A 13198-nucleotide genomic window follows, 5' to 3' on the forward strand; every position below is an offset into this window, starting at 1 on the left:
TGCGGCTCGATCAGCGCCTCCAGAGCCGCCAGCAGGCCGGGGTCGGTGACCGTCAACGGCTTGCGGCCAGCTCCTGCAGCCCGGGCCCGCCGCGTCGGTACCGGGTCCCCGGCCAGCTCGGTGACGCCACGCGCGACGGTCGCGGAACTGGCCCCGGAAGCGGCAGCAACCAGAGTGATCCCGCCATGGCCGATGGCCACGGCCTCGCTCGCCAGGTAGAGACGACGGCGGCGCTCGTCGAGATGCGGCAGGATCCGATCGAACTTGGCCCGTAAGGCGGAGACGGGCGGACGCACTGTCATGGTCCACCGTCCCACCAACTCCACCCGAACGAGCACTAATTGAAATACAAGCCCCGGCGGTGCCGGTGTACTGCCGCTGCACGCCCGCCGAGGCGGTGCCCTTCTTCAGAAAGCCGGTCTCGTCGACGATCAGCACGCCGTCATCGGCGCCGAGGTGCTCAAAGACGTAGGCGCGGATATCGACACGGACTGCGTCGACGTCCCAGCGGGCGCTTCGCAGCAGTCGCTGCATCGGCCCAGGTCGGGCGTGGCCAGCCTGTTCGGCCAGTTGCCAGCAGTTCTTCCGCTCGATGCCGGACAGCAGTCCGAGCAAGAAGGCGCGGGCCGTGGCACGCGGCTCCACCCGCCTGAACTGGCCCGCGATCCGAGCCATGGCTTGTTCGAACATCGCCCGCCAGTGGGCAGCGTCTTTGCCGTGGCTCGTGGCCACCGCATAATCCTCAGGAGTCGGCACAACCTCCGATGATCACGCGGTAGCCGTTCCAGCTCTCACGCGGGTCCGACGCAAGATCGCACAGTCGGACTGAGGTGCTACATGCTCAGCACGTACCACTGCCTGGCGGATGCGCCACGCAGGTAGAGGCACGCTCCTCTACCGACGGGGCGTGCGTACCGCTTGAGCAGGCTGCCGTTGGGCATGGTGAGCTCCGCCTCGTCGATGACGACGGCTTCGTCGACGGTTATGTGGCAACGATGCAGCCGGTCCAAGCGATCGCGAGAGCCGCCACCAAGCATGAGGATCTGATCGCCTTGGACGGCCATGCCCGCAGGGCGGGGCACGGGATTCTTCCGCAGGTGAAAGTACCCATTGGCGTGTACTTCGAGAAGAGGGAACGTGGGGTAATAGCTGGCCCACGCGAGCATGTCGACGGCGTTGAAAGCGTAGACGGTGTCGATGTGTTCAACGCCCTGTGGTGGCTGGTAGCTCCACTGTTGGTTACCGCCGCTGTCCCAGCGGACGAGACCCGCGGCGCTGATCGGGTCGACATAGACCCCTTCGTCGAAGTAGGCGCTCCACAGGTTGTTCTGCCGGTCCGCCATCATGAACTCGATCGCGCGCCCCATGGTGAAGCTGCGTCGCTGCCGCCCGTCGCGGCCGAATATCTGGGCGTTCCGCTCTCCTACGGCACCATGGCTCTGCACGATAAGCCGGCCGTTGGGCAAGGCGTCCAGATGATGGGGCAGGAGCGTCATGTCCTGCAGGACACGTTCCCGTATGTCTCCCGCGTCGCTGATCACGACAAGCGCGTCGTACGGATACTTCCGGGGCCGGGGCCAAGGCTTTCCATGTGGGTTCGGTACGAGCTCCGCTTCGGGGCAGAGCAACCAAAGGGCTCTGCCCCATGCGTCTACTGTGGTGGCCAGGACCGTCCGGTGGTCGCACTCCCGAGGCAACAGTGCATAGGGATGCAGTGCCACCTTCCTCAAAAAATCACCTCACGGGCGAAGGTACGTAGCTGTCTCATCATCCCAGACGGCCCGACCGCAGCCGCAACCGGCGCCGACGAACGCGACGTAGACGATCCCGGACCACGTGGCGACGTAAGTGAAGTCCGCGACCCGTCGCTCGTTCGGACGGGATGCGGTGAAGTCACGTCTGATCAGTTGGCGGTCCGATCCTGGCCGTCATCCCGGATGGTGGTGCGGATCCTCTTCCTCCCTCGGGTGCCCTCCAGGCCTAGGTCGCGCATCAGCCGGGCGACCGTCCAGCGCGCCGCCGGAATGCCTCCGCGATGCACCTGCCATCAGACCTTCCGCACTCCGTAGACACTCAAGCTGTCCGTGTGGACGCGGCTGATCTGAGCCTTCTGCTCCGCATCTTGCGCCACCCGAGTGCTGAGGGTGCATCCGCACTACAAGTCGCGGAAGAAGTCCAGTGCGTCGGCCTAGTACACCCGCAGCGCCTTGTCGCCTCAGGGTCTATAGCGGTGCTACATTATAGCGATGCTACAGAACACAGTCGGTGACGTCCGCGGGCGACTGCTCGCCGCCGCCTTCGAGATCGCCACACGTGACGGTGTCGACGCGGTCTCCACGCGTGCGGTCTGCACCGCCGCGGGCGTGCAGGCCCCGTCTCTGTACCACCACTTCGGCGACCGGTCGGGACTGATCCGCACGGTCGTCGATGCGGCGTTCGAGGAGTACTTCCACCGCAAGGACACCGCCACCCCGGTGGATGACGCGGACCCGCGTGCCCGCGTCGCCGCAGGATGGGACGCGCACATCGCATTCGCGCTCGCCTACCCGGGTCTCTACCCGGCGATGTACCCGACATCGGGCCCGCTGCCGAGCCAGGTCGAACGAAGCGGCGCGCTGCTGCGCGCCGGTTTCGACGAACTCGAGCAGGCAGGCGCCCTCCGGCCCGGAATCACAGCGGCGCTGGCGACGAACGCACTCCGCGCAGCCCTGCGTGGCGTCGCCCACGCCGTCACCGCGAACCCCGACAGCAGCGACAACGACCTGACGTCTGCCACGGTCCGCGACGCGCTCATCCATGCGCTCATCGCGGACCGGGCACACAACTGACTCCTCGCCGATCCGGCCCCGGACCGAGCGAGAACCCGCACAATGGAGCAACGCCCATGACCGATCTGCTCACAGACAAGACCATCCTCATCACCGGCGCCTCGTCCGGTATCGGCAAGTCCGCCGCGCACCTGTTCACCCACGAAGGCGCGAACGTCGTCATCACAGCCCGCCGCAAAGCCGAACTCGACCGTGTCGCCGAGGACATCACCGCCAACGGAGGCAACGTCCTCGCCGTTCAGGCCGACACCACCGACGCCGGCGAACTGCAACGAGCCATCGCGGCCGCCGTCGAGAAGTGGGGGCACCTCGACGGTGCCCTGAACAACGCCGGCCGCACCCAGGGCGGCGGCCGCCTCACCGAGGTCACCGACGAGACCTTCGACTCCGTCGTCGAGACCAACTTGAAGGGCGTGTGGCTGGCGATGCGCGCCGAACTGCAGGCGATGACCGCGCAGGGCGCCGCTGGTGGCTCGATCGTGAACATCAGCAGCATCGGAGGCACCTTCGGCGCTGCCGGGCAGAGCGTGTATGGGGCGACGAAGGCCGCCGTCATTTCCCTGAGCCGAGCCGCCGCAGCCGAATACGGCCGCGACGGTGTCCGCGTCAACGCCATCGCACCCGGTGCCACGATGACCGAGATGATGGTCTCCTGGCAGCAGCGCGACCCGAGCATCGTCGAGCACCTCAGCTCCCTCGCCGCCCTCGGCCGCACCGGCCAACCGGACGAGATCGCCGAAGCCGCCGCCTGGCTCCTCAGCGACCGCGCGAGCTACGTCACCGGCATGACCCTCGGCGTCGACGGCGGCACCGCCCCCTGGCCGCACTGAGTCAGCCTGAGCCGCACTGCCACTCCGTTCGAACAGCGCGCCGCAGCCGGCGGCAGTAACCACCTCAGCCGCCACGAAGGCGGCAGTTCCCGAAGGAGGCACTGAAACAACACCTCAACGGCGAACGCCGGGAGCGCCGTCAACGCCGGGCAGCGCTACAGGGAGTCCGCACCATCCTCTATCAACTCGACCGCGCCGCCGACATGTCCGTCGCCGAGGAACGCCAGCTGATCAAACAGCTGGCGGCAGCTGCCAGCGCGGCCGCCGGCCTGATCCCCGCCACGAGTCCCTGACCAGGACCACAGCACGGTGACACGATGGCGGGCCCAGCGGCGGCGTCGGACGCTGGGTCAGGGAGCCCGGCGTCCACGACGTTTGGTGGTGGCCGGCCGGGCTCGCGTCGCCGACGACGGTTTCTCCTCGGGGGTCAGCCGCACCTCGCAGGTCACGGAGAGGCCCGGGACCGGCCACGTGTGCAGCCCCTGACGCAGGGCGCTCTCGGCGGCGGTGGCCCGGCGCAGGGGATAGCGGCGGGTGATCTGCCCGCCCGCCTCCACGAAGTGCGCGTAAAGGCGTTCCCCCGCCTCGGTCACCGCCGCGCGCACGAAGGCGACCGGATCGTCGATGTGCCAGGTCAGCTCGGCTGTGGCGGCGAACGTGCCACCGCCGGAACTGGGCAGGGACAGCTCACGGTTGAGCCGCTGCGAGGTGAGGGCGACCTCGTAGTACGTGATGAGGGGCCACGACGTGCGTTTGCCGAGCGGCCGGCCGGGGTTGAGGAGGGTCAACGAGCCGTCGGGAGGCAGCGTATGCACGATCGCGGTGTTACGGGGGTCCGGGGTCCGCAGGGAGCGCAGATCGCGGGTGGTGAAGGGGCCGCGCACGAGGTCTCGTTCCGGGGCGGACGGCGGGCGTGCGGTTCGCCTCCCGAGCAGGCTGTACCAGGCATCGGGCGGGTCGCCGGGTGAGAAGCGGGCTGCGGCGAGAGCGGTGCCCCCGCTCGTCAGCTGCCCGTAGAGGACCGCGGAGAGCACGACCAGAACGGTCCAGTCGCCGGGAGCCGGCAGGCCCCTGACCTCATCGGGCGGCACGGTGTGCCAGAAGGTCGCGCGGATCGTCGGCGGATCCACCAACTCCTGCAATTCTGAAGGAAGTTCGTTCACAACTCGGGAGAGGAGGCTGAGGGCGGCAGGCCTCGACAGGGGGACGACGAGAGAGCAGTCCTCGTGGGCGTCCACCTCGGCTGAAGCTCTGGCCGGCTCGCTCTCCGATAGCAGCCGCGTCAGAGTGCGGCTGACGGCGTCACGCGTGGCGTCGGGCGGGCCCGGCGCGTGGCGCACGTCGAAGACGACATGGTCGCCGTCCCGGGCGACAGCACGCAGTTGCCCGTACAGCCGCACCATGGCCGGGCTCGGCTCGCCGTACCGCCTGAACGCCTCGTACGAGGCGACGGCCTCCGACGCCCGTCCCAGACCTTCGAGGGCGAGCATGTGCAGCTCCCGGAGGCCCGCGTGGGCTGGCTGCGAGCGCAGGAGAGCGCCGAGATCTGTCGCTGCCCGCTCGAAGTCGCCGAGTTCCAGGTCGAGTTCGGCGCGGCTGCGATACAGGCCCTGACGCAGGCCGAGCAGCCGGTCGCGGGCCTTGCGGGCGGCGGGGCCGGATACCCCTTCGACGGGGTAGCCGTCCCACAGGTCGAGGGCGCTTTGGAGGGTGGCGCGCGCCTCCACCGGGTCTCCGCGCCGCCTGAGCTCCGCCGAGTCGGAGATGAGGCGCTCGAAACGGCCGGCGTCGACGGCGTCCGGGCCGGTGTGCAGGGCGTAACCGGCCGCGGTGGTGGCCAGCAGCCCGGGGCCCAACGTCTCGCGCAGGGCGGCGGCGTGGTCGGCCAGGCGGTCGGCGCTCTGGGGAACGTCCTCGCCCCACAGCCCCTCGGTCAGCTCGGAGTACGGGACCGGCCGGCCGTCGGCCAGGAGCAGCATGCAGAGAAGGGCCTGTTCCTGGGGCGAGCCGGCGGGCAGGGCACGGTCCCCCTGCGTGATCCGCACCGGGCCGAGCAGTCGGTAGCGGTGCCGCCCGGCCGCCGCGGCCTCCAGGGCGTGGCTGAACGACGGGGTGAGAAAGAGGTCCCTGCCGCGCTGCTGGGAGGCCGGGTCCGATGAGGTGAGCGGGGTGACGGCATCGTGGAACAGGGCCCTGAACTCGCTGGGTACGCGGGTGAGGTCGCCGTGCGGCCCCCTGGCGAGGTCGCCGATCAGATGACCGAAGCGACGCAGGTCGCCGGACGCGTCACGACGGCGTGCCGCTCCGAGGACGAAGTCGGTGATCTTCACGGTGCCGTCCGGGCACACCAGTACGGCGTCCGCGGCCGGCCTGCCGTGCGCGAGACCCTGCTCGTGCACTGCTCTGAGCCCGAGCGCGACCTGCTGGGCGAGCGGCGCGAGCAGTGCGAAGGGCAGAGCGAAGTCGCCGTCGGCGGTGAGCTCCGCCACGCTGAGCCCTTCCGTGAACTCCGTGACCAGAAAGGCGAAGCGGTCGTCGAGGCCGTGGTCGAGGGCGGCGACCACATGGGGGTGCCGCACGACGGAAAGGGCGCGCGCGTCGTCCATGAGCCGCCTGCCGTCCTCGGGCCGCTCGAAGGAGTACGCGTGCACCGCCACCGTCCGGCCGGACCGGGTGTCCTCCGCCTGCCACACCACGTCGCCGCCGCCCCTGCCCAGCCGCCGCACGAGCCGGTACCTGCCCAGGAGCAGCCGGGCGGGGTCCACGGGGGCGTCGCCTCCCATCCGCCGCACGCTCTCCCGCTGCGCCCGCGCGAGCGGCTCGTTCCCGGCCGGCCTGTCACCCCCGCCCGGGGCCACCACCGGGAACTCCCCGCGCGCCACACCGGCCCGCGCGTCGATCAACGCGCCTGTCCAGTTGAGGAGCTGGGCCGTGCGGTCGTGGGCGCTGCGGGGCAGCGTGCCCAGCAGTACTTCGCGGACGCCGGGACGGAACGCGTACGTGCCCGGCGGCCCCGGTACGGCGACGAGCAGACCGCTGAGGATGACCTCCGCCAGGTGCTGGGGTTGCGGCCATGGTTCGATCGCCGCCTGCACGAGACGCATCAGGGGAAGCACCGGCTCGCCCACCGCCACATGTCCGGCGAGGCGGAACGCCTCCGGCGAGGCGAGGGAGCGGAAACGCAGCACCAGTTCGTCGGCCGGAAGGGGAGCCGTGTCGCCTTCTCCCTCGTCGTCGACGGACGCGGGAGACGGCCGGCCGGGCAACAGGGCCACGGAACTCAGGAGTTGCTCCTCCGCGCTGTCGGCCACCAGCCTTGCCCAGGTGGACAGCCAGCGCGCCGAGGGCTCCAGGACGGGGATCGGCAGGGCGTCGTGGGGCAGACCGTCGGCCCCGTACGAGTGCACGGTGTACCGCGCGTTGGGAGTCACCCGCCCCGGTGCGGAGATCCGCGCCGTCAGTGCCGGCAGGGCGGTCGTGCGCCACAGGCGCTCCGGCAGCGGTTGCAGGATCGCGACCGGCATCTGCGCCGTCCAGGCATGCAGGGTCCGGTACCAGTTGTCCCCCGCCGCGCCCGCCCGCCACTGCGGACCCATGCAGTCGCTGACGAGCAGCGTGACCGTGCGGCCTGCCGTGTACGAGCGTGAACCCGCCGCCCCCGTCGTGCCGTCGGCGGCCAGCCGGTGCAGCTCCACCGTGCGGAACACCCCCGACTGGGCCAACGCCGTGTGCAGCTCATCGGCTAGGGGGCGCCACACGGGCATCGTCGGGCCGGTGTCGTACACGAGACGCAGCGTGAGCCAGCGTTCCGTGGCCGGGCGCAGCACGGGTAACCACCACATGCCGAGCTGGGCGATGCGATGGGCGGTCTCCTCCTCGTCCAGTTCATGGCCGACCGGCGCGTCGACCCGGCGCTTCACGGGGCGCAGGGCGCGCTGGAGGGCGAGGGGATGGGGCAGCATCGGAGGGCCGGGTGCCAGCAGCTCGATGCCTTTGTGCACGGGATCCTTCTTCTTGCCGGGCAGGTGCAGGGGGACGCGGTCGCCGGGGAACTGCGGCAGGGCGAAGGTCCCGTCCGGCGGGGGTGCGGAGCTCGCAGGCCGCCCCGCGTCCAGCCGGTCGGAGGAGGGCGCGGAGGTGAAGCGCCGGGACGGCCGCGGCGGAGGCGGACGGAAATCGTCCGGGCCCGCGACGTGTTGCGCCAGCCACAGTGCCTCCGCCAGTTCCACGGGCGTCGGCCCGTCACCGCCGCCCGCCCGGGCGAGCAAGGCGGCGAGCCGGTCCGCGCCCATGCGACGGGCCTCGTCACCTGAGCGGCCGGGAGGCGCCGGGCTCCCGTCAGAAGACATCGGATTCGTCCCGTACCCGGCCGTCCTGCGCCGCGTTCAGGTACGGCAGCAACCGCTCCGCGAGTTCGTCCCGGGACACCGCGTCCAGTTCGGGCCCGGCAGTGCCGGCCAGGTAGATCGCGTTCAGCAACTGGTCCGTGGCCAGCTCACCCATGACCTGACGTTCCAGGAAGCGGTCGATCAGCTCTGCGGCGTACTCGTCGAGCTCGCCCAGATGCGCCCGTACGATGCTTTCGAGGTGGTCCTTGCTCGGGCGGCGCAGCGTCAGGTGGACGCACCGCCTGAGGAAGGCGGGCGGGAACTCCTGCTCACCGTTGCTCGTCAGCACCACGAACGGAAACGCCTGGCAGCGTACGCGGCCCTCGTTCACGCGCACATGGTCGGACGTGCCGTCGACCATTACCCGGGCGGTCGGGGCGCGCTGGGCCACCCGGACCAGCTCGGGGATCTCGTACTGGCCCTCCTCCAGGACGTTCAGCAGGTCATTGGGCAGATCCAGGTCGCTCTTGTCGAACTCGTCGATCAGCAGGGCGCGGGGGCGTTCGTAGGGCAGGAGGGCGGTCCCGAGCGGGCCGAGCCGCAGGTGGTCCTGGACCTCCGTGTCGCTAGGCTCCTCGCGTGAGGAGCCACGGCCGGCGGCGTACAGGCGGGAGAGCGGGTCGTAGTGGTATAGCCCTTCGCGGAGCGTGGTGCGGCTGGTGATGTTCCAGCGCAGGACCGGGCCGAGGCCGAGTTCGCGCGCCACCGAGTACGGCAGGCTCGACTTGCCGCTGCCCGGCGGGCCCGTCACCAGCAGCGGGCGGCGCAGGTACAGCGCGGCGTTGACCAACTGGACCGCCTCGTCCGTGGCCAGATAGGTACGGGCGCGATGCCGGCGGTCGGGCGAAGCGGCCGCGCTGTCACCGCCGTCGGGGGGTATCGGCAGCGCCGGACCGCCGTCGAAGGCGCGCCAGGGCGGCGGTGGGGGCAGCAGCTCGATGCCGTCGTGCGGCTCGCTCGTACCGGTGTACACGGGCCACAGGGACATGCGTGCTCCTCAAAGACGCGAGGGGTCGGCGACCGGAGTGTGCCGGTAGCCCACGGGATCGGGCAGGCACCGGGGGTCCTCCCACAGCAACGCCAGGTCGTGCGCCCAGTGCGGCTCCGTCTCCGGGGAGGCGTACGCCTTCTCTCGCAACAGGTGGACGTGGGCCGGCAGTTCTTTCGGGGGGAGGTCCGCGAGGTGTTCGGCGAGGTGGTCCAGGAAGACCGCGCCCCGGCAGCCCTCGTGCGGGTTCCGGCCGTGACAGCCGGAGCGCGGCCACACCAGCACCGGCACGGCGGCGTTCAGGGTCGCCCTGAAGAGGCGGGCGGCGCCCGCTCCACGCGGGGGAACGCCGAAGCCCACCATGTCCGCGTCACCACGGAGTTCGAGCGTCAACTTCACCTCCTCCTGCGGATCCTGCCCGGCCGGCTCGCAGCCGACTCGTTGCATCCGGGCGGCGGTCCGGGTGTCGAGACGCCGCCAGTTCCGCACGAGATGCCGCTGCAGGACTCCGCTGCGACGCCTCTCCAGATCGAGCACGACGACCGGAGCGATCGCACCGAGCGGGCTCGCGTCGTCGTCGCTGCGCGGCCACTGCGCCACGCCCGTGTTCAGCCAGCGACGCGGCAGCACGAACGCGATCAGCTCCCGGGCGTCCTGGTCCAGCAACCGGTAGGCGTCGTCGATGCGCTCCAGCGCGTATCCGCGGACCCGCTCGGCGGGGAGGGTGCGGGAGCCCACCATCCTGCGGTACTGCCCGTCGTACACGGAAACCTCCACCATGAACTGGCCCTCTCCGGAGCCACTGGGGGAGATCTCCACGAGGATCGGCGACCAGGGCCGATCGGTCTCGGAAGGCCGCACCGGCGCCGGCCGGTCCGGTGGCCCGTACGACTGTCGTGACCAGGAGCGCAGCGCCGCCCGCACTGAGACGTCCGCCACGAAGTCCGCGAGCCGCTCGGTGAACCGGACGAGAGCCGACGGGTCGGGCACCTCGAAGAGCAGGCAGCACACCGCGTCCCACAGCGAGCGGATTCTGTGGGTGGGGTCAGGCCCGTTCCTGCCCACGGACGTGCGGTAGAGCCGCTCAGGATGGCATTCCAGGCCGCCTCGCTCCATCCAGCCGGACATGTCGGTCAGCAACTCCCGCAACCGGGTCTTCTCCTCGCGGGTGAATCCGGGAGTCGGCACGAGTTCCGCGAGCGGCGGCCAGTAGCGGGCCAGCACCTGGACGGGAAGCATCCGGCCGTTGCGGACTCCCGGGTCCCGCGCGGCTTCGGTGACCATGCCCACGACCTTCCCGGTGTCCGCGAGCGTCAGTGCCGCGCCGCTGAAGCCGCGGACCAACGGCTGGCCGTGCGCGGCCCAGGCCTCGACCTGAATCCAGTCCCCGGCGATCAACTGATCGTAGGTCGCCCGGTATTCGGCGAAGGTCCCATCGTCATAGGCCTTGGGAAATCCATAGGCCACGAGTCTGCGCGGAGGATGACCGAAGGCGTCCGTCACACCCGCGAACTGCGCCGGTTTCAGAAGGACTTGGTGGTCGAGTTCCAGCACGGCCATGTCGCCCGTCCCGGTGGTACGTCCGTCCCAGCCTCCGTGGGCGACCACCCGGGCGCCGACGGGCTCCGCGCCGTCATGCGCGAAGGTCACCTGGATCGGGTCCGCCTGGCTGCGGGCGACGACGTGCGCGCAGGTCAGCACATGGCGCTCGGTGACCAGGAATCCCGTACCGGTGGTGGGGCCGCAGGCGATCCTGGCGTGCCAGGCCGCGCTCCTCATGGCGCGGGGAGGGTCTCCGGGGGGCCGGCATTCTGCCCCGGAGACCAGGAGAGCTTAACCACGAGATGGCCCTCGACCGCGCTCTTCGCGATCAGGGCGCCCGCCTCCGCGCTGAGCTTCACCCCGAACTCGATCTCCACGGAGTCGGGTTGCAGCGAGACGTTATTGAAGACCTGCAAGGCCGTCTCGGCCGCCGAACGCACCCCGCTCAGGGCCTCCTCGAAGGTGCGGGTCGCCCGGACGGTGCCGTCGTCCCGTGCGACGAGGCGTGACCCCGACTCCTCCTCCGCGCCCTCGACGGCGATCACCGCACCGTCGGCGGTCCTGAACTCGACCACGCCTTCCATGACGCCCCCGTCCATGTGACCCTTCGCCTCGCCATTGTTACGGACGGTACTTCCACTTGTCCCGGTTTCCGCCCCACCTCCGACAGCACATGGCCGCGTCCTTACCTCCGGAGACGCGATCATCCCCAGCACCACCAGGTCCCGCGGCCGGATCCGCAGCCGGTCCGCCCTCATCTCCACCTCCGCCGGAGCCGCCCTCGCCGATCAGGAGCGTGGTGATCGGGGTGCGGGCGGAGCCAACCGCAGGGAACAGCTCGGCGACGGCCGCGCCCGCGCCCTGTCGTTCGGCCTCGGGGGGGGTGCCTCTATGTCCTTCGTCAAGGCATCCCTGTCGGGTTTGGGGTGATTCGGTCTTGCTGAAGTCATGCGGCGAGCTCGACGTCCGCGGGCGTGCGGGATTCGTAGAAGGTGCCGTCTCGGAGCATGGCGAACAGGACGCTGATGCGTTGGCGGGCGAGGCGGAGAAGGGCCTGGGTGTGGGTTTTGCGGCGGGCGCGTTGCTTGTCGTAGTAGGTGCGGGAGGCGGGATCGGCGTTCATGCAGGCGAAGGCGGAGAGGAACATGGCGCGTTTGAGCTGCCGGTTGCCGCCCCGGGGCGCGTGTTCGCCGTGGATCGAGGTTCCCGACGACTTCGTGGTCGGGGCGAGTCCGGCGTAGGAGGCCAGGTGGGCGGCGCTCGGGAAGCTGGTGCCGTCGCCCACGGTGACCAGCAGGACAGCGGCGGTCCTGACGCCGACGCCGGGCATCGACGTCAGGACCGGGGAAAGAGGGTGGGCCTCCAGCAGGGCGTTGATCTGGGCTTCCAGGGCCCGGCGCTGTTCGTGGACAGCGGCGAGAGAGCGGGCCAGAGAGGGCACGACGATGTCGAGGGTGCCGGTCCCCGGGACCATGACGGTCTGCTCGTCCAGCGCCTCGAAGACATCGTCGATCAGCCGCTGGGCCATGCGCGGGGCCTTGGGCCGGATGAGGTCGACGAGCCTGCGGCGGCCCGCTTTGCGCAGTGCGGCCGGGGAGCCGTAGCGCTCCAGCAGCCACGTGACGGCCTGGTGGTCGAGGCGGGGGCCCAGGACGCGCTCCAGCGAGGGGTGGAACTGGGTGAGCAGGCCGCGTATGCGATTGGAGGTGCGGGTGGCCTCGGCCGCGAGGTCCTGGTCGAAGCCGACCAGCACGGTCAGCTCGGCGGTGACCTCGTCGGTCAGCTCCAGCGAGTGCAGGGTGTGGGGCATGGTTCGGGCGGCGTCCGCGATGACCGCGGCGTCCTTCGCGTCGGTCTTCGCCTCGCCCGGGTAGAGATCGGCGATCCGGCGCATCGCCAGGCCGGGCAGGTAGGCGACTTTGCAGCCCGCGTCCCGGGCGACCGTGAGCGGGAGGGCTCCGATGGATGCGGGCTGGTCCACGATCACCAGGACGGTGCCGAACTTCGCGGCCAACTTGTCGAACACGGCCCGCAGTTTCGGCTCGCTGTTGGGCAGGGGCTTGTCGAAGACCTTCTTCCCGGCCGAGGTCAGCCCGTGCCCGTGATGCGCACTCTTGCCGACGTCCAGGCCGAGGAACACGCCCACGTCTTCGGTGTCGAACATCGCACCCTTCCAGGGGGTCGAACGTGCCGGCCTCGGCGGTGGTGTCGTACGCGCGCATCCACGTTATGCAGACCTGCCGCCCGCGAGCTGCCCGGCATTGCGCCGGACCGAGGCGGCGGCCGGACCTCTGACTTGTTGAATCGGACCCAGACGCACGGTCTGCAGCCGTAGCGTCCAGGGTGCCGGTCAGCATGGGCTCGCGTGACCTCATGCCGCCCCAACTCGGGCTGGCTCATGATGAGTTTGCCGCCGTTGACCGGCACCCGCGCGGTGTGGCTCGACAGAGGCGTGACCAATGGACGCTGAGACTTCAAGTCAGAGTGCCCGCCGCACCCGTCCCATCCCGTTGAGACCTGGTCAGGGTGCCCGTGATCACCATCGGTATCGATCCCCACAAGTCCTCTCACACCGCCGTCGCCGTCGATGCCGCCGGGCATCAACTGGCCCAGCGGCGCTTC

Annotated in this window: 8 protein-coding genes and 2 pseudogenes; 2 read left to right on the top strand and 8 right to left on the bottom strand. The window is 70.4% G+C overall.

Going from position 1 to position 13198, the window contains the following annotated elements:
• The 3 genes and pseudogenes from H293_RS0147440 to H293_RS0147445 form a co-directional block, all read right to left on the bottom strand.
• Positions 1-302 (bottom strand): annotated as a pseudogene (locus H293_RS0147440) (ISAzo13 family transposase); the annotation flags it as partial.
• 52 nt (positions 303-354) lie between these two features.
• A pseudogene (locus H293_RS56725) lies at positions 355-675 on the bottom strand (transposase); the annotation flags it as partial.
• A gap of 158 nt (positions 676-833) precedes the next feature.
• A complete protein-coding gene (locus tag H293_RS0147445; RefSeq protein ID WP_259294742.1) occupies positions 834-1496 on the bottom strand; it encodes a hypothetical protein in 663 nt (220 codons plus the stop codon).
• A 750-nt stretch (positions 1497-2246) separates the two neighbouring features.
• On the opposite strand from H293_RS0147445, the gene H293_RS52190 reads away from it, so the two are divergent.
• Positions 2247-2828: a TetR/AcrR family transcriptional regulator gene (locus tag H293_RS52190; RefSeq protein WP_020124777.1), complete on the top strand. Its 582-nt coding sequence runs from the start codon at positions 2247-2249 to the stop codon at positions 2826-2828.
• A 56-nt stretch (positions 2829-2884) separates the two neighbouring features.
• Positions 2885-3658 (top strand): SDR family NAD(P)-dependent oxidoreductase, encoded by a 774-nt coding sequence (locus H293_RS0147455; protein ID WP_020124778.1) that lies wholly within the window; start codon positions 2885-2887, stop codon positions 3656-3658.
• A 350-nt stretch (positions 3659-4008) separates the two neighbouring features.
• Here the strand turns inward: H293_RS0147455 and H293_RS54165 are convergent, their stop codons facing one another.
• The 5 genes from H293_RS54165 to H293_RS0147485 form a co-directional block, all read right to left on the bottom strand.
• Positions 4009-8007, bottom strand: a complete 3999-nt coding sequence (locus H293_RS54165; RefSeq protein ID WP_106968629.1) for an SAV_2336 N-terminal domain-related protein — start codon at positions 8005-8007, stop codon at positions 4009-4011.
• Positions 7997-9034: an AAA family ATPase gene (locus tag H293_RS0147470; RefSeq protein WP_020124780.1), complete on the bottom strand. Its 1038-nt coding sequence runs from the start codon at positions 9032-9034 to the stop codon at positions 7997-7999. The genes H293_RS54165 and H293_RS0147470 overlap by 11 nt, the downstream gene beginning before the upstream one ends.
• Positions 9035-9043: 9 nt before the next feature.
• Positions 9044-10813, bottom strand: a complete 1770-nt coding sequence (locus H293_RS0147475; protein WP_028808839.1) for a VMAP-C domain-containing protein — start codon at positions 10811-10813, stop codon at positions 9044-9046.
• Positions 10810-11160 (bottom strand): CU044_2847 family protein, encoded by a 351-nt coding sequence (locus H293_RS0147480; protein WP_020124781.1) that lies wholly within the window; start codon positions 11158-11160, stop codon positions 10810-10812. Before H293_RS0147480 ends, H293_RS0147475 begins: the two co-directional genes overlap by 4 nt.
• Positions 11161-11522: 362 nt before the next feature.
• Positions 11523-12740: an IS110 family RNA-guided transposase gene (locus tag H293_RS0147485; RefSeq protein WP_020124782.1), complete on the bottom strand. Its 1218-nt coding sequence runs from the start codon at positions 12738-12740 to the stop codon at positions 11523-11525.
• Positions 12741-13198 lie beyond the last annotated feature (458 nt).

This window comes from Streptomyces canus 299MFChir4.1, assembly GCF_000383615.1.
GTDB classification, from domain to species: Bacteria; Actinomycetota; Actinomycetes; order Streptomycetales; family Streptomycetaceae; genus Streptomyces; species Streptomyces canus_C.

Coding starts and splice junctions, on each gene's coding strand:
- H293_RS0147475 (WP_028808839.1), bottom strand. CDS start 10,813: ATGAGGAGCGCGGCCTGGCACGCCAGGATCGCCTGCGGCCCCACCACC.
- H293_RS0147470 (WP_020124780.1), bottom strand. CDS start 9,034: ATGTCCCTGTGGCCCGTGTACACCGGTACGAGCGAGCCGCACGACGGC.
- H293_RS0147445 (WP_259294742.1), bottom strand. CDS start 1,496: ATGACGCTCCTGCCCCATCATCTGGACGCCTTGCCCAACGGCCGGCTT.
- H293_RS0147455 (WP_020124778.1), top strand. CDS start 2,885: ATGACCGATCTGCTCACAGACAAGACCATCCTCATCACCGGCGCCTCG.
- H293_RS54165 (WP_106968629.1), bottom strand. CDS start 8,007: ATGTCTTCTGACGGGAGCCCGGCGCCTCCCGGCCGCTCAGGTGACGAG.
- H293_RS0147485 (WP_020124782.1), bottom strand. CDS start 12,740: ATGTTCGACACCGAAGACGTGGGCGTGTTCCTCGGCCTGGACGTCGGC.
- H293_RS0147480 (WP_020124781.1), bottom strand. CDS start 11,160: ATGGAAGGCGTGGTCGAGTTCAGGACCGCCGACGGTGCGGTGATCGCC.
- H293_RS52190 (WP_020124777.1), top strand. CDS start 2,247: ATGCTACAGAACACAGTCGGTGACGTCCGCGGGCGACTGCTCGCCGCC.